This is a genomic window from Flavobacterium sp. NRK1, assembly GCF_024054175.1.
Classification (GTDB): Bacteria; Bacteroidota; Bacteroidia; order Flavobacteriales; family Flavobacteriaceae; genus Flavobacterium.
Genome location: NZ_JAMXLA010000001.1, coordinates 1,717,666 through 1,737,507, shown reverse-complemented (window position 1 = coordinate 1,737,507; position 19,842 = coordinate 1,717,666). Strand labels below are relative to the sequence as shown.

General features: G+C 37.1%; 19 protein-coding genes and 1 pseudogene. 12 read left to right on the top strand and 8 right to left on the bottom strand.

The window, feature by feature from the left end; genetic code table 11:
* Positions 1-7 precede the first annotated feature (7 nt).
* Both NHE85_RS07940 and NHE85_RS07935 read right to left on the bottom strand, forming a co-directional pair.
* Positions 8-1,351 (bottom strand): dihydroorotase, encoded by a 1,344-nt coding sequence (locus tag NHE85_RS07940; RefSeq protein ID WP_252811402.1) that lies wholly within the window; start codon positions 1,349-1,351, stop codon positions 8-10.
* Positions 1,352-1,361: 10 nt separating this feature from the next.
* Complete coding sequence (locus NHE85_RS07935) at positions 1,362-2,084, bottom strand: polyprenol monophosphomannose synthase (protein WP_252811400.1); 723 nt, start codon at positions 2,082-2,084, stop codon at positions 1,362-1,364.
* Between the two features lie 104 nt (positions 2,085-2,188).
* Here NHE85_RS07935 and NHE85_RS07930 point away from each other — a divergent pair, with 104 nt between their 5' ends.
* On the top strand, positions 2,189-2,854 hold the full coding sequence (locus NHE85_RS07930) for a DUF4271 domain-containing protein (RefSeq protein ID WP_252811398.1): 666 nt from the start codon (positions 2,189-2,191) through the stop codon (positions 2,852-2,854).
* A 17-nt stretch (positions 2,855-2,871) separates the two neighbouring features.
* The gene (locus NHE85_RS07925) at positions 2,872-3,621 is read left to right on the top strand and encodes a uroporphyrinogen-III synthase (protein ID WP_252811396.1); all 750 of its coding nucleotides are present in this window, start codon (positions 2,872-2,874) and stop codon (positions 3,619-3,621) included.
* 169 nt (positions 3,622-3,790) lie between these two features.
* Here NHE85_RS07925 and pckA read toward each other — a convergent pair whose 3' ends face one another.
* Entirely contained in the window at positions 3,791-5,392 is a 1,602-nt protein-coding gene (gene pckA, locus NHE85_RS07920; protein WP_252813287.1) for a phosphoenolpyruvate carboxykinase (ATP), read from the bottom strand.
* A 79-nt stretch (positions 5,393-5,471) separates the two neighbouring features.
* A complete protein-coding gene (locus NHE85_RS07915) occupies positions 5,472-5,858 on the bottom strand; it encodes a DUF423 domain-containing protein (RefSeq protein ID WP_252811394.1) in 387 nt (128 codons plus the stop codon).
* 106 nt (positions 5,859-5,964) lie between these two features.
* On the opposite strand from NHE85_RS07915, the gene NHE85_RS07910 reads away from it, so the two are divergent.
* The 3 genes from NHE85_RS07910 to NHE85_RS07900 all read left to right on the top strand — a co-directional run bounded on the left by NHE85_RS07910 (position 5,965) and on the right by NHE85_RS07900 (position 8,832).
* Entirely contained in the window at positions 5,965-7,335 is a 1,371-nt protein-coding gene (locus NHE85_RS07910) for a saccharopine dehydrogenase family protein (RefSeq protein WP_252811392.1), read from the top strand.
* Between the two features lie 110 nt (positions 7,336-7,445).
* Positions 7,446-7,916, top strand: a complete 471-nt coding sequence (locus NHE85_RS07905; RefSeq protein WP_252811389.1) for an Lrp/AsnC family transcriptional regulator — start codon at positions 7,446-7,448, stop codon at positions 7,914-7,916.
* A gap of 43 nt (positions 7,917-7,959) precedes the next feature.
* Complete coding sequence (locus tag NHE85_RS07900) at positions 7,960-8,832, top strand: family 16 glycosylhydrolase (RefSeq protein WP_252811387.1); 873 nt, start codon at positions 7,960-7,962, stop codon at positions 8,830-8,832.
* Between the two features lie 74 nt (positions 8,833-8,906).
* On the opposite strand, the gene NHE85_RS07895 is transcribed toward NHE85_RS07900, so the two are convergent.
* From NHE85_RS07895 to NHE85_RS07880, 4 genes are all read right to left on the bottom strand, one after another.
* Positions 8,907-9,524, bottom strand: coding sequence for a hypothetical protein (locus NHE85_RS07895; RefSeq protein WP_252811385.1), 618 nt, complete (start codon positions 9,522-9,524; stop codon positions 8,907-8,909).
* A gap of 295 nt (positions 9,525-9,819) precedes the next feature.
* A complete protein-coding gene (locus NHE85_RS07890; RefSeq protein ID WP_252811383.1) occupies positions 9,820-10,521 on the bottom strand; it encodes a zinc metallopeptidase in 702 nt (233 codons plus the stop codon).
* Between the two features lie 86 nt (positions 10,522-10,607).
* Positions 10,608-11,312 (bottom strand): hypothetical protein, encoded by a 705-nt coding sequence (locus NHE85_RS07885; RefSeq protein WP_252811381.1) that lies wholly within the window; start codon positions 11,310-11,312, stop codon positions 10,608-10,610.
* Positions 11,313-11,521: 209 nt separating this feature from the next.
* A complete protein-coding gene (locus NHE85_RS07880; protein ID WP_252811379.1) occupies positions 11,522-14,503 on the bottom strand; it encodes a leucine--tRNA ligase in 2,982 nt (993 codons plus the stop codon).
* A gap of 137 nt (positions 14,504-14,640) precedes the next feature.
* Between NHE85_RS07880 and NHE85_RS07875 the strand changes: the two genes are divergently transcribed.
* From NHE85_RS07875 to NHE85_RS07845, 7 genes and pseudogenes are all read left to right on the top strand, one after another.
* Complete coding sequence (locus NHE85_RS07875) at positions 14,641-15,513, top strand: ABC transporter permease (protein ID WP_252811377.1); 873 nt, start codon at positions 14,641-14,643, stop codon at positions 15,511-15,513.
* A gap of 102 nt (positions 15,514-15,615) precedes the next feature.
* Positions 15,616-15,849 (top strand): annotated as a pseudogene (locus tag NHE85_RS07870) (DUF3098 domain-containing protein); the annotation flags it as partial.
* Between the two features lie 88 nt (positions 15,850-15,937).
* Positions 15,938-16,747, top strand: coding sequence for an undecaprenyl-diphosphate phosphatase (locus NHE85_RS07865; protein ID WP_252811375.1), 810 nt, complete (start codon positions 15,938-15,940; stop codon positions 16,745-16,747).
* A gap of 7 nt (positions 16,748-16,754) precedes the next feature.
* Positions 16,755-17,453, top strand: a complete 699-nt coding sequence (gene truB, locus NHE85_RS07860; RefSeq protein WP_252811372.1) for a tRNA pseudouridine(55) synthase TruB — start codon at positions 16,755-16,757, stop codon at positions 17,451-17,453.
* Positions 17,431-18,027 carry a hypothetical protein gene (locus tag NHE85_RS07855; RefSeq protein ID WP_252811370.1) on the top strand — a complete coding sequence of 199 codons (597 nt, stop codon included), beginning with the start codon at positions 17,431-17,433 and terminating at the stop codon, positions 18,025-18,027. Before truB ends, NHE85_RS07855 begins: the two co-directional genes overlap by 23 nt.
* A 1-nt stretch (position 18,028) precedes the next feature.
* Positions 18,029-18,652, top strand: coding sequence for a YiiX/YebB-like N1pC/P60 family cysteine hydrolase (locus tag NHE85_RS07850; protein WP_252811368.1), 624 nt, complete (start codon positions 18,029-18,031; stop codon positions 18,650-18,652).
* Between the two features lie 70 nt (positions 18,653-18,722).
* Positions 18,723-19,787, top strand: coding sequence for a S41 family peptidase (locus NHE85_RS07845; protein ID WP_252811367.1), 1,065 nt, complete (start codon positions 18,723-18,725; stop codon positions 19,785-19,787).
* Positions 19,788-19,842 lie beyond the last annotated feature (55 nt).

Here is a 19,842-nt window from a genome sequence, read left to right as displayed (position 1 = left end):
TACAGAATTATTCTCTTTCAAATAAAAGTCTTTCCCCGCAGCGAATATCTTTTACTTTAAAATTATTATATACTAAAGATCCGTTTACAAATGTATGGGTTATCCTCGATTTGAAATTAACACCTTCAAATGGCGACCATCCACATTTATAAAGTATATTCTCTTTTTTTACATTCCACGGTAATCCGGGATTAACAATAGCAAGATCGGCATAGTAACCTTCTTTTATAAAACCTCTTTTTTCAATTTTAAATATCTTAGCAGGATTGTGTGCCATTTTCTCTACAATCTTTTCTACAGATATTTTATTTTGATGATAAGCCTCGAACATGGCTACTACAGCATGCTGAACCAGCGGCCCTCCTGAAGGTGAGCTTGTGTAAGGGTTATTTTTTTCATCAAGTGTATGAGGCGCATGATCTGTTGCTATTACATCAATCCTGTCATCAAGCAACGCCTGCCATAATGCCTGACGGTCTTCAGCCGTTTTCACAGCAGGATTCCATTTAATAAATGCACCTTTTTTCTCGTAATCAGCATCACTAAACCAAAGGTGGTGTACACACACCTCTGCAGTTATCATTTTATCTTCAAGAGGGATCTTGTTAGTAAACAGGTTGGTTTCTTTGGCTGTTGATACATGGAATACATGCAACCTCGCGCCTGTTTTTTTAGCAAGCTCTACAGCTCTTGAGGAAGATATATAACAAGCTTCCGCACTTCGGATAAGCGGATGAAATTTTACAGGAATATCATCGCCATACTCTTCTTTATACTTTGCAAGATTTTCACGAATTGTGGCTTCATCTTCACAATGTGCAGCAATAAGCATTTTTGTACTTGAAAATATTTTTTCCAGTACTTCCTCATCATCCACAAGCATATTACCTGTAGATGACCCAAGGAAAAGTTTAATACCTGCAACATTTCTCGGGTTGGTTTTCAGCACTTCTTCCAGATTATCGTTTGTACCACCCATCATAAATGAATAGTTGGCATATGATGTTTCTGAAGCCCTTTGATACTTTTGTTCTAAAAGCTCCTGCGTTACCGCATTTGGAACCGTATTAGGCTGTTCTATAAACGAAGTTATGCCGCCTGCTACAGCAGCACGTGATTCGGTCTCAATTGTACCTTTATGAGTTAGTCCCGGTTCGCGAAAATGTACCTGGTCATCAATTGCACCCGGTATAAGAAAATTTCCCTCTGCATCAATAATTATTACGTCAGAAGATTTTGCGCTGATATTTTCCGCGATTTCCCTGATGAATTTATCTTCAATCAAAAGGTCACCTTCAAAAATCGACCCTTCATTAACGATTTTGGCATTCTTAATTAAAATCCTGTTCATTTATTCTTTCCTAAAGTCTGTTTAGCATTCGTTTTATTCGTAGCGCCACTACCCCAAAGATAGCTTCTTTAATGATAGCATTACTCATTTTTGATTCTCCTTTTGTCCTGTCAGTAAAAATTATAGGCACTTCTACAATATTAAAGCCATTAGCATGCGCACGGTATTTCATTTCTATCTGAAAAGCATAACCTACAAACTTAATCCTGTCAAGATTAATGCTTTCCAAAACTTTTCGCCTATAACAAATAAATCCTGCCGTAGCATCTCTTATTGTCATACCGGTAATTAATCTCACATAACTTGAAGCATAATAAGACATAAGTACCCTGTTAAGAGGCCAGTTTACCACGTTAACCCCTGTTACATACCTGGACCCTATAGCCATATCCGCTCCTTTAACACATGCATTATAAAGCTTCTCCAGATCCTGCGGATTGTGTGAAAAATCGGCATCCATCTCAAAAATATATTCGTATTTTCGATTTATTGCCCATTTAAAGCCATGTACGTAAGCCGTACCCAGACCGGATTTTCCTGCTCTCACTTCCAGAAAAAGCCTGCCTGCATATTCAGCCTGCAGTTCTTTAACTTTATCAGCAGTACCGTCCGGTGAATTATCATCCACGATAAGCACATCAAAAGCCGTATCAACCAGAAAAACTGCCCTGATAATAGATTCTATATTCTCAATTTCGTTATAAGTTGGTATTATAACTATGCCTTCGCTCATGTGATGCCGTGAATTTTGGTGCAAAAATAATGTATTTCTAACGCTTCACACATAATTAAATTATAATTAAAATAAGAGAATGCAAAAAACACTAATTTTGCAGCATGATGGAACTTGTTTATAGCGAAAGAATAGCAAGCGGAAAAGACTGGGCAACATTGGTATTTGTAGCCTGTTTTGCCATTATTGCCATTAACCGCAATATATTTGAAACACGATTTTCTGAATTTATAAAACTTGCCGTATCAGATAAATATACTAAGATATATAAAGACAGCGGCAATATGTTAAGCTGGTTTACTATTTCTTTTTTTTTCATTCAGGTAATATCATTTACTTTTTTAATCCAGTTTCTTTTAAGCTACTTTGGTATTGTAGAAAAAACAAGCTGGGTAGCCTTTATACAGATCTTTACACTTATAGGCGTTTTTATATTATCTAAGTACCTTATCGAGAAAATTATTGCCACATCCTTTAATATTGAGGAGTTTAACGAACTCTTTAACCTGCATAAAGTAAATTACAGAACCTATATAGGCCTGCTGCTTTTACCTGTAAACATTTTCTTATTTTACAATACCTCGCAACACCCCGTTGTGATATATATAATTATAGGGTTAATTATAGCAGCGAGTGTCGCTTCATACCTGGTTTCATTAAGGATTTATCAAAACTTGATACTAGGCAAATTATTCTATTTTATTTTGTATCTTTGCACTCTTGAAATAGCACCCTATTATTTCATGTATTATTGGTTTACAAACAGTTAGTATAGAACATGTCAAATATGAAAGTGAAAACAATTTTGGTTTCGCAACCGGAGCCTAAAGTAGAAAATTCACCATACTTCGAAATTCAGCAAAAACTAAAAGTAAAGGTTGATTTCAGGCCATTTATCCACGTTGAAGGCGTAAGCGCTAAAGACGTCAGGGCTCAAAAAATAGACCTTAACAATTACACAGCTGTAATCCTTACGAGTAAAAATTCAATAGATAATTTTTTTCGCGTTGCAGAAGAAATGCGCTATAAAGTGCCTGAAACACTTAAATACTTTTGCCAGAGTGAGGCTATTGCCTTTTATCTACAAAAATATGTGGTGTACCGTAAGAGAAAAATATATGTAGGACAGAAAGATTTTGCCGATATGGCTCCTCTTATTAAAAAATACAAAGACGAGAAATTTCTTTTACCCGCATCAGATCAGCTAAACTTTGATATACCTCAAACACTTGATGCTTTAAAGATAGACTGGACTCCCGGAACATTTTATAAAACAGTAATGAGCGACCTTAGTGACCTTAAAGATGTGTACTATGATGTACTTGTTTTCTTTAGCCCGACAGGAATAAAATCATTATTTAAAAATTTTCCTGATTTCCAGCAAAACAACACCCGTATAGCTGTTTTTGGAAGTACAACTCAAAAAGAGGCACTGGACAATGATTTAAGAGTGGATATTATGGCTCCAACACCAGACACTCCTTCTATGACAATGGCATTAGAAAAATACATACTTAAAGTTAATAAGGAAAAATAAAAAACTACTTTATATACAAAAAGCCGCTTAATGAGCGGCTTTTTTATTTCTGAAAATTGGCATCTACTTATCACCCAACAATAAAAATTGTGCTGTCAATTAAAACAAAAAAGCTGCCCCATTTCTGAGACAGCCTTCTTTCCAAAAAACATCTATTCTAAAATTCACATTATGCCAACGGTCCGCCGGACATAATTTCTTCATTTGCAAATTCTTCAAATTTTGCAAAATTATTTTTAAATGCTTCAGCCAGTTCAAGGGCTTTAGCATCATAAGCATCTTTATCTTCCCATGTATTTCTCGGATTAAGTACTTCATCCGGAACATTCGGGCAGGTTTGTGGTATTGCAAGGCCAAACACCTTATGGTTTTTATACTCTACATTATCAAGCTGACCATTAAGAGCAGCTGTAATCATAGCTCTTGTAAGCTTAAGTTTCATTCTGTGTCCCGTACCATAAGCCCCACCGGTCCAGCCTGTGTTTATAAGCCATACATTAACTCCGGCTTCTTTCATTTTACTGCTTAGCATTTCTGCATATTTTGCAGGGTGAAGCGGCATAAACGGCGCCCCGAAACAAGCAGAGAAGTTAGGCTGCGGTTCGTTTACTCCGGCCTCGGTACCTGCTACTTTTGCAGTGTAACCGGAAATAAAATAATAAGCTGCCTGACCAGGTGTTAACTTAGAAATTGGAGGCAGAATACCAAATGAATCTGCGCTCAAAAAGAAAATATTCTTAGGATTATGTCCTACCGAGCCCGGCTGTATATTATCTATATGGTAAATAGGATAACTAACACGTGTATTAGGAGTAATAGATACATCCTCAAAATCAACCTCATTAGTACCCTCTTTAAATATCACATTTTCAAGGATCGCTCCTCTTTTAATAGCTCTGAAGATGTCCGGTTCATTTTCTTCGGTAAGATTGATCACCTTAGCATAACAGCCGCCTTCAAAGTTAAACACACTATTTTCGTTAGTCCATCCGTGCTCATCGTCACCAATAAGCTTACGGTCAGGATCTGCAGAAAGCGTGGTTTTACCAGTACCTGAAAGACCAAAGAAAATAGCAGTATCTCCTTTTTCTCCCACGTTTGCACTACAGTGCATTGGTAAAGTATTTTTATCTACAGGAAGGATAAAATTAAGCGCTGAAAAAATTCCTTTCTTCATTTCACCGGTATATCCTGTGCCTCCTATAAGAGCAATTTTTCTTGTAAAGTCAAGTATAGCAAAATTATGCTGACGTGTACCGTCTACTGCAGGATCTGCCATAAAACCCGGTGCGCATACAACATGCCAGTCAGCCACAAAATCATCAAGTTCAGATTCATCAGGGCGAAGGAACATATTATAACAAAACAGGTTAGACCATGCATATTCTGTTACCACTCTTACATTAAGCCTGTAATCTTCATCTGCACAAACATAACTGTCGCGTACAAAAACCTCTTTATTAGAAAGGTAGTCAGTTACTTTATTATATAGTGCATCAAACTTAGCACTATCAAATGGGATATTTATATTTCCCCACCATACTTTATCTTCAGTAATACTATCGCGGACAATGAAACGATCCTGGGGCGACCTTCCGGTAAACTCACCTGTATTGATAGCAAGTGCACCTGTATCGCTCTCAACACCCTGGCCTTTTTCAATCGTAATATCATGTAACTCATCCGGAGTTAACTGATATCTCACATTAGCATTTTTTATTCCTAAGTTTTCCAACGAAATCGTTTTCGTAGAAAGGCCGTAATTATCCATACTTTTAGATATAAGTTGCATTGTTACAAAGCACAAAAGTAAAAATATTTTTTTTACAACGTATCAATTTACAAAAAAATTATCGCTTTTGTTTAATTAAATGTAAAAATAAGGTAACCCAGGCCGCTATTAATAGTAATCCTCCAATGGGAGTAATAATACCAATTTTCTTAAAGTCGAAAGAAAAAAGCACATTACATGCTAAAAAATAAACAGATCCTGAAAAAAACACCACTCCTGCAACTACCAGTTTCAGAATGATATTTTTCACCTTATCAGATACTAATGATGTACTGCCAAGAAAAAGTAAAAACAAGGCATGATACATTTGATATTTTACCCCTGTTTCAAAAACTGACAGAGATTCCACAGAAATAAGGTTTTTAAGTCCATGTGCTCCAAAAGCACCAAGTACAATGGCAACAGCACCCAATACAGCAGCTATTGCAATAATTTTTCTATTCATAATTATAATACTGACGTAAAATTAGAAACTTCTATAAATTTTATCTTATAAAATTTTTTATAAATATAACATATTATTACTTTCGTGTGATAATTACATCACTGCTATGAGAAATATATTAATCATCGGGGCCGGCCGTTCAGCATCGTCACTTATTGACTATCTGCTTAACAAATCAGAATCTGAAAACCTGCACCTTACTATAGGCGACCTGTCAGTTGAACTGGCACAGCGCAAAACCAAAGGACACGAGCGAGCTACAGCAATTGCTTTTGATATATTTAATGAACAACAAAGAAAAGAGGAAATAAGTAAAGCCGATATAATAATATCTATGCTTCCGGCGCATCTTCATTTTGAAGTAGCCAAAGATTGTATTACTTATCGTAAACATATGGTTACCGCTTCCTATATAAGCCCTGCTATGCAGGACCTTGATGCACAGGTAAAAGAAAATAATCTGGTTTTTATGAATGAGATTGGTCTGGACCCGGGAATAGACCATATGAGTGCCATGAAAATTATTAATGATATTCGTAATAAAGGAGGAAAAATACTTTTATTTGAATCTTTTTGCGGCGGATTAGTAGCCCCTGAAAGTGATAACAACCTATGGAACTATAAGTTCACGTGGAATCCGCGTAACGTAGTACTTGCCGGTCAGGGAGGAACTGCAAAATTTATTCAGGAAGGCACCTATAAATATATACCTTATAACAAGCTTTTCCGCCGTACAGAATTTATGGATGTAGAAGGTTATGGCCGTTTTGAAGGCTACGCCAACCGCGACTCATTAAAGTACAGAAGCATTTATGGGCTTGATGATGCACTTACTTTATATCGCGGAACATTAAGAAGAGTAGGTTTTTCTAAATCATGGAATATGTTTGTTCAGCTGGGTATGACAGATGATACTTATATAATGGAAAACTCTGAAACCATGAGCTACAGGGATTTTACAAATTCTTTCCTGCCATATCATCCTACCGATTCTGTAGAGCTTAAATTAAGACATATATTAAACATTGATCAGGATGATAACCAGTGGGAAAAACTTGTCGATCTTGACCTGTTTAATCCTAATAAAATAGTAGGCCTTCATAATGCCACCCCTGCACAGATATTAGAGAAAATATTATCGGACAGATGGACATTAGGCCCGGACGATAAAGACATGATAGTCATGTATCATAAAATAGGATATGAGCTTTTTGGCGAAAGACATCAGATAGACGCTACTATGGTATGTTTGGGTGAAGACCAAACCTATACAGCAATGGCTAAAACTGTTGGCCTGCCTGTAGCCATAGCCGCATTACAAATACTTAACGGAAACATTAACACTCCGGGAGTACAATTACCTATAAACAAAGAAGTTTACTTACCTATACTTAAAGAACTTGAAGAGTTTGGGGTTGTTTTTCATGAAAAACAAGGCAGCTACATGGGATACAATATCAATAATGTAGCCAGCTAAAACTTCAATAACTAACCCAATTTTGCTTAACCTTCCTTTTAACGGGAAGGTTTTGTTTTTTACTTACTTATTATAATTCAAAACAGTATATTTGATTATAAAATGAAAGCATGAAAATAAATTCCTTACAAATAGAAATAGATGGCATAGATAAAGAAATTCTACGCTACCTTATGGAAGATGCCCGTAAACCTATCCTGCAAATTGCAGGAAAAATTGGCATATCCGGCGCGGCTATACACCAAAGATTACGCAAACTTGAACAGGCGGGAGTTATAGCAGGCTCAAAATTTATAGTAAACACAAAAGTTTTAGGGTACAGCACTATGGCATTTGTAGGCATTTATCTGGAAAAAGCAGCCAGCAACCCAGAAGCCGTTAAAGAACTGCGTAAAATACCTGAAGTGCTCGAATGTCATTACACTACCGGAAACTGGTCTATTCTCATTAAAATAATCTGCAGGGATAATGAACATCTTATGCAGCTGCTTAATCATAAAATACAGCCAATTGCCGGAGTATCGCGTACAGAAACTTTTATTTCGCTGGAACAGCAGATAGAAAGGCAGATACAACTATAACACAATTTTTAGCACAATCAGCGTTTCAATAAAAAAGACAATTATGCTACACTACAAACAGGCACTGCCCTTATTATCATGGTTGCTAATGCTCCTTGGCTGTAGTGATGGCAATGATAATACAGACAATAGTACCTCAAATGATTTTGACCTTGATGAGACCGCACTTTCAGTTTCCGGATATACCAAAATTTATGAAGATAATTTTTCGTCAGATCTAAGTAACTGGAACATTTGGATAGGTGGTGCTTACAATGACGAGTTGCAATTTTACCAGGCAAACAATCTGACAATTACAAATGGCATACTTGAAATAAAAGCAAAACAAGAAACGGTAACAGGCCCTGTACTACCCGATAGTGATGAACTTTCAGACTATGATTACACATCAGGAAGAATTGAATCTGACTTTGAAATTGCTCCTACAACATCCACTCAAAAAATCAGGATAAGTGCCCGTATAAAACTTGCTGAAGGTTATGGAATGTGGCCTGCCTTCTGGAGTTATGGAGACCCCTGGCCTACTCATGGTGAAATTGATATACTGGAAGCGACCGGTGGCAAAAATAATTATGTAACCAATTATTTTTACGGCAGCCAACCCGGTATTCCGTTAACAAATGACGATATTACATCGGAAGAAATAACAACAAGCAAAAATCTTACAGGCAGTTACCATGTGTATGAAGTAATATGGACTAAAAACAGCCTTACCTATCTGCTGGACGGTACTATTGTAGCTGTTAAACAAGCATCGGAACCCGGGCAAAATTATATTCCTGAATTTTATGCCAAACCTCAGCATATAATACTTAATCTCGCAATTGGCGGTACTATGTTTAACAATCTTGATCCTTCAAAAGTAAAAACATCATCTATGTATATAGACTGGGTAAAGGTGTTTAGGACAGAATGACACTTGGACTTTTTACTTTGTGACACGAGCGACACGCTTTCGCCAGCGTGGTAGGTGTGGTGGCGGGGAGGAGACTACTCCAAAAGTTTACCAGCTTTTAAAGCTTTTAAAATATCACTTTTCAAATTTAAATCAACCTCATTGCCCCAGTATGAATTGTATGATGTAACTGTAGTTATGAACTCCTTTTTATTATCATAAATTATTGGATAATATTCGTAATAATCTGGCGATGCACTACCATGTAAAATGCGTTCGTTCACATTTTCATCACCATCCTGATATTCTTTTCTAAAGTACATCATTACATATTTGTGTTTAGCTAACGGCACATTAATGATTTGCTCCTTATCCATTTTTCCTTTAAAATTAAAATTAATGAGGTATGCAAAAAACACACATGTATAATTATCAGCCTTACTTATTTTATAAGGTTTTGATTTGTAATATAAATTAGAAGATGTTATTTCTTCATCGTAAGTTACGTAACGTGAAACACCATCTTCTTGTACATAATCTTTATAATTATTATCACGAAACCATCTAATTAAATCAATGAGTTCCTGCACATCTTTATCTTGGTCTTTGTATTCCAAAATTTTATCTTTCGATGTTTCAACGTCATTACTTTTCTCACCCTCTTTACAAGAGATAAACACAATAAGTAAAATAATTGTAGAAATTCTGTACATTGTATAAAAATATATTTTATCAAAAATAGTATTTTTATACAATGTTTTTTTTAATTTTATTTCTCCCCTGCGGCGCAAGCGTCTTGCTCGTTCCTCTGTTCATTCAAATCAACTTTTAGAATTACCCTTGCGTCATGGCACAGGCGAGACGCTCCCGCCAGAGCGTGGTAAAGCCTGCAAGGATTAAACGCGTAAAACGGCCTCAAACCATCTCTTTATAATGATCATTGCATTACAATAAAAAAATCCGCCCGGTACACCGAAGCGGATTTTTCACTCTATATATAGAAAGGGATTATCTATCCCTTGACCCTCCAAATACCTGAAGGCCCCAATATACTAATGTTGCCAGCGAGCCTATCGCCGCAACTACATAGGTTCTAGCCGCCCATTTAAGAGAATCTTCTGCTCCGTCATATTCCTGAGGGCTTAGCATATTTTTATTTTTAAGCCATGCCAGTGCACGATTGCTTGCATCATACTCTACAGGTAATGTAATAAAGCTGAACAATGTTGCAAAACCCATAAGTACGAGTCCTGCTACAGCAATATAATAACCAGCACCAATTTTAGCAGCAGCACCAAGCATTAAACCAATAAGCACTATCCAGGTAGACATACCCGATGTTACACTAACTACAGGTACAAGTTGCGAACGAAGTTTTAGCATTTGATAAGCGGTAGCGTGCTGTACTGCATGCCCAACCTCATGTGCAGCAACCGCTGCAGCCGCTGCATTACGCTGATTATATACTGCTTCACTAAGGTTTACTGTTTTATCGGCAGGGTTATAATGGTCTGTCAGACGTCCCGGTGTTGAAATAACCTTAACATCATAAATTCCGTTATCGTTAAGCATTTTTTGCGCAATTTCCGCACCGCTCATACCGTTGCGTAAATGGACTTTAGAATAATATTCAAATTTGCTTTTAAGCTTACTGCTAACAGCAAAACTTACAAGAGCAATTAATCCTAATAATATATAATACCCAATCATTTTTTTTATTTTAATGTGGTAATTATATAGCAAAATTAAAGCCAATCTTTGCAGATTGGCTTTATATGAAATTTTGTCAGACCTGATTAGAATCCAATACTTACTTTTGCGTAGAAGCTTCCTAAACCGCTTTCACTAACCGTATTTGCTACGTTAGCAAAATCAGATTTCCACTTGCCTCGTGTAAAACCAATATTATAACCTGTATTTATACGAACAGGAAAAGCCTTTTTCTGGAAAAGACCAAGTGCTAGAGATGGCCCTGCTGAAAACTGTGTGCTATACATATTAATATGTCCTGTATGAGTTGCCGGATTAAGATCATCAAGATCAATAGTATTACCTCTTGAATAAAGATTTACAAGAGTGGTAGCAACCCCCACATCAAGTCCTCCCGATAAAAATAAATTTTCAGTTTCAATTGCTTTATAATGAACCCTTATTTTAAATGAAACTACAGATGTTCTTAATCTGTTTGTTTCTGTTTTATCATCCATATAGGCCACCGCCAGCTCCAGGTCATGATAAAAACGGGTATCAGAAGGAGTATAATTAGCACCAAAAGTAAACTCAGGTGCGGCACTTGCTATTGTAGGCATGCCTGAAGCCTTAAGCTTATCATTCATTTTATAATCCCCTAAAACATTTACACCAAATCCATAATAAAAATTAAAACGGTCTCTATTATCGGGCTTTACATATTTTGTAGTGGTTGTTGTTTCAGTTTCCTGAGCAACCATTGCACCCGTAAACCCAAGCAGGGCTATTAAGGTAAGTGTGATTTTTTTCATGTGATTGATAAATTGATTATTAAAATTTTAAATTAAAAATAGAGAAAAATTCTGTTAGTTGCTTTTACCCGTTATTAATGAGTAAAAAATATTATTGTTGTTGGATACTGGTGCAAAATTCGATACCGGCACCATTATAAAATTGTATAATTGGGACAAAAAAAGCGGCATTTAAGCCGCTTTTTCAGTTTTATATTTATGTAATATCTTTACATAACAATATTAATAATTCTTCCCGGCACAACTATTACCTTTTTAGGAGCACCCCCATTAAGCTGCTGTGCAGTACGTTCGTCAGCTAAAATAGCTTTTTCAATATCTGCTACGCTCATATCCATAGGCAATTCTATAGTAAAGCGGGTTTTACCATTAAACGAAACCGGATATTCTTTACTGCTCTCTACCAAATGCTCTGGGTTGAATATTGGGAAAGGCACACGGGCTATGCTGCCCTGATGACCAAGCCTGTGCCACAATTCTTCTGCAATGTGCGGTGCATAAGGAGATATAAGCACTGCAAGCGGCTCAAGTATAGTGCGCTCATGGCAGTTCATAGCTGTAAGCTCATTAACTGCGATCATAAACGAACTTACCGATGTATTGAATGAGAAATTCTCTATATCTTCCTGAACTTTTTTAATTGTTTTATGCAGGGTTTTATACGCCTCTTTACTTGCCGGTTTGGTAGTAACTATAAGGCCATTATCATCAAAATACAATTTCCATAGTTTTTTCAGAAAGCCTGACACTCCGGTTATACCGGCAGTATTCCAGGGCTTAGCCTGCTCAAGAGGACCCAAAAACATTTCGTAAAGTCTTAAGGTATCAGCGCCATACTGATCACAAATATCATCAGGTGTTACCACATTATATTTGGACTTAGACATTTTTTCAACCTCACGGGCAACAGTATATTTACCATTCTCTTCTGTAAGGAAAATAGCGTCATTATATTCCGGTCTCCACTTTTTAAATGCCTCAATATCCATTTCGTCAGATGCATTTACAAAAGATACATCAACATGAACATTAGAAAATATTTTTTTATAGCCTTTACGCTCTTCTTCAGATACATATTTAGATAATATTTCATCTAATTGTATGCGATAAGCAGGAGAAGCAGCATCTCTCTCAGCATAATATCGTTTAGAGGAAATAAATATTGGAGGAACTTTTTTGTTAAGCTCTCCTTCAAAACTTATTCTAACAGCCATAGCACTCATCCCAAGGATCATCCCCTGATTGATAAGCTTTTTAAAAGGCTCATCCTGATGGATATACCCTCTGTCATTTAAAAATTTATTCCAGAAACGGCTATATAGCAAATGCCCTGTTGCGTGTTCACTACCACCAATATATAAGTCTACATTTTGCCAGTAGGCTTCAGCCTTCGGATCTATAAAAGCATCTTCATTGTGCGGATCCATATATCTTAACCAATACCATGAGCTTCCCGCCCATCCCGGCATGGTGTTAAGTTCTAACGGAAACACACTTATATTATCTATAAGGTCGTTAGCTACAACCTTATTTTCTATAGTACTCCACGCCCATTCTTTAGAATTACCTAATGGTGGCTGTCCGTCTTCTGTAGGAAGGTATTTCTCTACATCAGGAAGACGAACCGGCAAATGTTTGGTATCTATCATTTGCGGCATACCATTAACATAGTACACCGGGAATGGTTCTCCCCAATACCTTTGGCGGCTAAAAACGGCATCACGCAAACGGTAATTTGTTTTACCATTACCCTGCCCTATATCTTCAAGCGATTCTATAACCTTTTTAGTAGCTTTTTTATAATCAAGTCCATTTAAAAAATCAGAGTTCTGAAGTTTTACATTTTCTTTGGCTCCATAAGCTTCTTCAGAAATATCTACACCGTCAAATATGTTTATTATCTCAATATCAAAATGCCTTGCAAAATCGTAATCACGCTGATCTCCTGCAGGCACTGCCATAACAGCCCCAGTGCCGTAGCCCGCAAGCACATAATCGCCTATCCAAACCGGAATTGGCTCTTTGGTAAACGGATGCTCTGCATAAGCTCCTGTAAACACACCGGATATTGTTTTAACATCAGCCATACGCTCACGCTCACTGCGTTTTGCTGTAGCTTCAACATATGCATCTACCGCTGCTTTTTGTTCGGGTGTTGTTATTTTAGCTACAAGTTCATGCTCGGGAGCAAGTGTCATAAAAGTTACACCAAAAATGGTATCAGGCCTGGTGGTAAATACTTCTATAGTATAGTCACTGGTGTCATCGCCCGAAAGCAAAAACTCCATTTTACCTTTTCCTTTTCCTGAATCTTTTACTTTAAATGTTACTGATGCACCTACCGATTTTCCTATCCAGTTACGCTGGCTTTCTTTAAGCGATTCCGTCCAGTCTATTTTTTCAAGCCCCTGCAATAATCTTTCTGCATAGGCAGAAATACGCATGCTCCACTGTGTCATTTTTTTACGGATAACCGGATAACCGCCTCTCTCTGAAACACCATTTACAATCTCATCATTCGCCAGTACTGTACCCAGTGCCGGGCACCAGTTCACTTCGGTTTCAGCAAGATAAGTAAGCCTGTATTTTAGTAGTATCTGCTCTTTAACTTTCACATCATACCCTTTCCAGTCGTTTGCAGTAAATACAGCAATAGCATCATCACTAACAGCTTTTACTCCTGCATTTCCGTAAGCTTCAAATTTAGCAATCAGGGTATGTATATCTTCTGCCTTATCGGTTTCTAAATTATACCATGAATTAAACAACTGAATAAATATCCATTGTGTCCATTTGTAATATTCCGGGTTAGACGTACGTACTTCCCTGTCCCAGTCAAACGAAAATCCTATCCTGTCCAACTGCCCGCGGTAACGTGCAATATTAGTTTCGGTAGTCAATGCAGGATGCTGCCCTGTTTGTATGGCATACTGTTCTGCAGGAAGACCAAAGCTGTCATATCCCTGAGGGTGAAGCACGTTAAAGCCCTGATGGCGCTTATAGCGTGCATAAATATCTGATGCAATATAACCCAGTGGATGCCCAACATGCAGCCCTGCCCCTGATGGGTAAGGAAACATGTCTAATACATAATATTTAGGTTTATCGGTTATATCTTCAGCACGAAAAGTGCCGTTTTCAGCCCAGTATTTTTGCCATCTGGCCTCTATTTCGTTTGGATTATATCTCATTTTCGGTCAAAAGTTGTAAAGTCTTAAAGTTAAAAGGCACGCAAATTTACGCTTATTGTACGAAAGTCAAAACTTTGCCCGTTATAAACTATCATAAACAAAATAGTTTATTTATTTTTACGGCTAAAATCAAATCTATGGCTCCATCTTTTGAAAAGTTCCAGAAAAGACGCCTGATCTCTTCTTATTTTTCTGTAATACTGTGCATCTTTATCGTGCTTACCATGCTGGGCACACTAGGACTGTTTGTTATTAATACCGAAAAAATATCCGGTCACGTAAAGGAAAACATTCCTATGACCGTCTATTTTAAAAGGGAAGCAACAGACAGCGTTAAGGAAGCGTTTGGCGTTCAGCTTATGAATTCCAAATATATTAAAGACCACAAGTACATCTCTAAAGAAGATGCAGCTAAAAACAATCCGGATATTGTTGGCGATTATGAAACCTTACTGGACAGCAATCCGCTACTGGATTCTTATGATATTCACCTTAAAGGTGAATATGTTCAGCCTAAAAAAATAAAAGAAATTGAAGTAGAACTACGCTCAAACCCTTATGTTGGCGATGTTAGCTACGACAATATGCTTGTAGAGATGGCCAACGAGAATATTAAAAAAATTACTTTCTGGATATTAATAATCAGCGGTGTACTGGTATTTATATCTATGCTTTTAATCAACAGTTCTTTAAGGCTTTCTATTTATAATCACAGATTTACAATTAAAACAATGCAAATGGTAGGCGCTACAAAATCATTTATCCGCAGGCCGTTTGTATGGAGAGGCATTAAATTAGGTGTTATAGGCTCCCTTCTTGCAATAGCCGCACTTATATGGCTTGTATATTATTTAGACGGTGCTTTCCCTGTACTTAATATCTGGGAAGACTGGGTTCCTACCGCAATTGTACTTTCGGGTGTTATGGCTTTCGGAATTATTATATCAACAATAAGTACATTTTTTGCAACGCAGAGATTCCTTAATTTAAGAACAGACGACCTGTATTAGATTTGAGTATCGAGATGTTAGATTTGAGATAGTAGAAAAGATAAAATATTTTAAGGCAACAGTTATTAACTACTCTAAGCCTTAAACCTTAAACAAAAAACGATGCAAAACAATAACGAAATAAAAACCCATTTTCTTTTTGAAAAGGTAAATTATAAAATACTTTTAATAGGCCTGGCTGTTATTGCGCTTGGTTTTATATTAATGTCTGGCGGAGGTAGTGATGACCCCAATGTATTTAGGGAAGATATTTTTAATTTCAGAAGAATACGCCTGGCACCTACAGTAGTACTTATTGGTTTCGGAATTACTATTTATGCTATTCTTAAAAATCCTAACCCTGCTGTAAAGAACACTACAGACGGAGAGACTTTTCCTGAAGAGAAGCCTATTAAAAATTTTACAAATAAAAAGAAATAACTAAATGGATTTTTTCCAGAGCATCATCATTGCCATTATTGAAGGGCTTACCGAATATTTACCCGTCTCGTCCACAGCACACATGATTTTTGCAAGTTCATACTATGGTATTCAGGAAGACGATTTTGTAAAACTCTTTCAGGTATCTATACAATTCGGAGCTATACTGGCGGTAGTTGCCTTATACTGGAAAAAGTTCTTTGACTTTAGCAGACTCGGTTTTTATATAAAATTAGCATGCGCAGTTGTACCTGCCCTTATATTAGGATACATATTTGACGATATGATTGACTCCGCTCTTGGAGACCCTATACCAATTGCAATAGTATTAATAGTGGGCGGCATAATATTACTATTTGTAGAGAACTTTTTTACAACTCCTCAAATACACAAGGAAGAAGACATCACCATTAAAAAAGCAGTAACCATAGGTTTTTGGCAATGCCTTGCCATGATGCCCGGCACAAGCCGTTCGGCAGCATCTATAATTGGAGGTATGCAACAAAAACTTACCCGCGAAACAGCAGCCGAATTTTCTTTTTTCCTGGCTGTGCCTACAATGGCAGCAGTAACGGTTTATTCGGTATTTGTTAAAACCTATCACCAAACAGGCCTTAAGGGTTATGAACTTTTACTACAAAGCAACGACAATATAAAAATGTTTATTGTAGGCAATATATTAGCCTTTGCAGTTTCTATTATTGCTATAAAAGGTTTTATTGGCGTTATTAAAAAATACGGTTTTAAACCGTGGGGCTGGTACAGAATAATTGTTGGCGCGGTGCTTTTAGCTTATTTTACAACTTACAAATAATTTTACTGTGGCGGCACCCGAAAATTTCCAGGAAGGAAAAGTTGTTCTTATAGACAAGCCATTGCATTGGAGTTCTTTTCAGGCAGTGAATAAAGTGAAATGGGCCCTAAAAAAACATTTGGGACTTAAAAAAATAAAAGTAGGCCATGCCGGAACTTTAGATCCGCTTGCTACCGGACTCCTTATTGTATGCACAGGTAAATTCACTAAGCGCATACCAGAACTTCAGGGTATGGAGAAAGAATATACCGGTACTTTTATGGTTGGCGGCACTACTCCTTCCTTTGACCTGGAAACCGAAGTAAATGCTGCCTTTCCTACCGAACATATAACAGATGCACTTGTACAGGAAACTACAAAACAATTTATTGGTGAAATAGACCAGCAGCCTCCTGTATTTTCTGCTATTAAAAAAGATGGCAAAAGGCTGTACGAGCACGCACGAGCCGGAGAAGAAGTAGAAATTGCTTTTAGGAAAACTACTATTCACGAATTTGAAATTACACGCATAGCATTACCCGAAATAGATTTTAGGGTTGTATGTAGTAAAGGCACTTATATACGATCGCTGGCAAACGACTTTGGTAAAGCCCTGCAAAGCGGAGCACACCTTACTGCTTTGCGCAGAACAAAAATTGGAGAATTTTCTGTTGAAGATGCTATATCTCCACAAGATTTTGAAGATGAAGTTTCTGCAGCTGAATAGATTATTGCTTGTACTACTTCTGACTGGTTTTTACAGCCATGCACAGACCGTATTTGTTACCGCAGAAATAAAAGACACCAAAGAAAAAAACGGTTTCTTTGATTCAGCAGGAGCTTTTTCTAACTTCTCACTTTCAGTGCCTTTTAGGGGAAATCCGGAATATGGCACTAATGATCCTAACGACACCAATAAAGGCACGTGGTTTATACCTGATGGTATTAGTTTTCAGGGTGGTTTTGGAGTTCATGCCACAGAAACTTTTGCACTAAGCATTAACACCGGCATAGACGGATTAATAACCCCTAAACTTGTAGCAGTTCCGGTTTACGGTTCACTTTTAATAAATCCGGCTATTAATGACGATTCTACTTTGTTTTTACAAATAGGTGTAGGGCGTGCATTTGCTATTGGCCGTGGAGACCTTTCGGGAGTATATCAAAAATACCGCCTTGGAGCTTCAGACAGCGGGAATACCGGCATTTTTATTGAACTTAATTTTTACGGGTTCGGGCTGTATGATATACGTCAGGTAAGCAGTATAAATATTGGAATATCTATATTTAACTTTAACTGATATGAAAGCAATAGTATTACTTTTCCTTTTTTCATTCTCTTTTCATTCTGCACAGCAAAAAGTAACCCTAAAAGATGGCGACCTTATTTTTCAGGATATGGACTGCGGCCCTTTATGTGATGCTATAGAAGCAGTAACAGAAGGATACAAAGGAAATGACTTTAGCCACATGGGAATGGTATATCACCGAAATGATACTATTTTTATTATTGAAGCAGCAGGAAGTGCAGTACGCCTAACTACTCTTGAGAAATTTTCAAAAAACACTAAAAAACCCATGCTTGTAGGCAGGCTTAAAAAACAATATAAAAAGCTTATACAACCTGCTATTGCCTTTTCGTTGAAACAGCTTGGCGTGGCCTACGATGATGAATATGTTTACGATAATGGCAGCTATTACTGTTCTGAACTTATTTATGATGCCTTTAAGGCAGCCAATAACAACAAGCCGTTCTTTCAGCTATTCCCAATGACCTACAAACAGCCCGGCACAAATGAGTTTTTTCCGGCATGGGTAGAATATTACAAGTCTATAAATAAAACAATTCCCGAAGGTCAGCCGGGATGTAATCCTGGTGGGATATCTACATCAGATAAGATTGATATAGTGGGAAGCATAGAGTAGCAGTTGCAATCCCACTCCTTTTACAGCATTTTTAGTATATTTGATTAATCATCAATCAAATCATATCAAAATGCAAAATCGAATTCTTTTAAGCATGCTTATCGCATTTGCGGTAACATTGCATTCCGGCCTCCTGCATGCCCAGGATAATCTTAAAAACAATATCAGTAATAAACAAAAAGACAAGGTAATCAGCTCTCTTTTACAAAACCTGAATGATATTTATATCTTCCCTGATATCGCTAAAAAATCTGAAAAGCAGTTCCATCAATTCCAAAAAGACGGAGTATATTCAAAAATTAATAATGCTTCTGTATTTGCAGATACGCTAACCAACCAGTTACGCAGGGTATTAAACGATAAACACATGAGGGTTTGGTATGATAAGCCTGTTGCTGCTGGCAGCACCGATACACTAGAACAATACAATAAGCGGATTGCCAAAGAGCGGCTAAAAGTAAGGAGAAACTGGGGTTTCCCAAAAATGGATATTCTGGATGGTAATGTTGGATATTTAAAAATAACAGCTTTTCATCAGATGGAAAAAGCAGGTAAGGTTGCCACAGCAGCCATGACCTACTTAGAAAATACCGATGCCTTAATTCTCGATCTCAGGCTTAATCATGGTGGTGATCCTGAAACTGTGCAGTTCCTGGTAAGTTATTTTTTTGATAGAAATCCTGTACACATTAATGATATGTACTACAGGGAAGGCAGTGAAACCACCGAATACTGGACATTAACTGATATTCCGGGTAAACGATACCTTAACAAGCCTGTCTATATACTTGCTTCTAAAAACACATTTTCTGCAGGAGAGGAATTTACTTATGATATGCAAACGCAAAAAAGAGCTACAATTATTGGGGAAAATACAGGCGGTGGCGCAAATCCGGGCGGTTCGGTAGAATTACCCGAAGGTTTTGTAGTATTTATACCCAACGGAAGAGCCATTAACCCCATTACCAAAACAAATTGGGAAGGCACAGGTGTAACTCCTGATATTAAAACACAACCTGAAACCAGTTTAAAACAAGCTCATATTTTAGCCCTAAAAACGCTTTTAAAAACAGCAAAAGATGAGGAAGTCAAAGATTTTTATTTGGATGCTCTGAAAAGTGAAAAACAAGAATAAAAAATGAGCCTGATAAAATTATCAGGCTCATTTTTTATTATAACTACAAATTAGG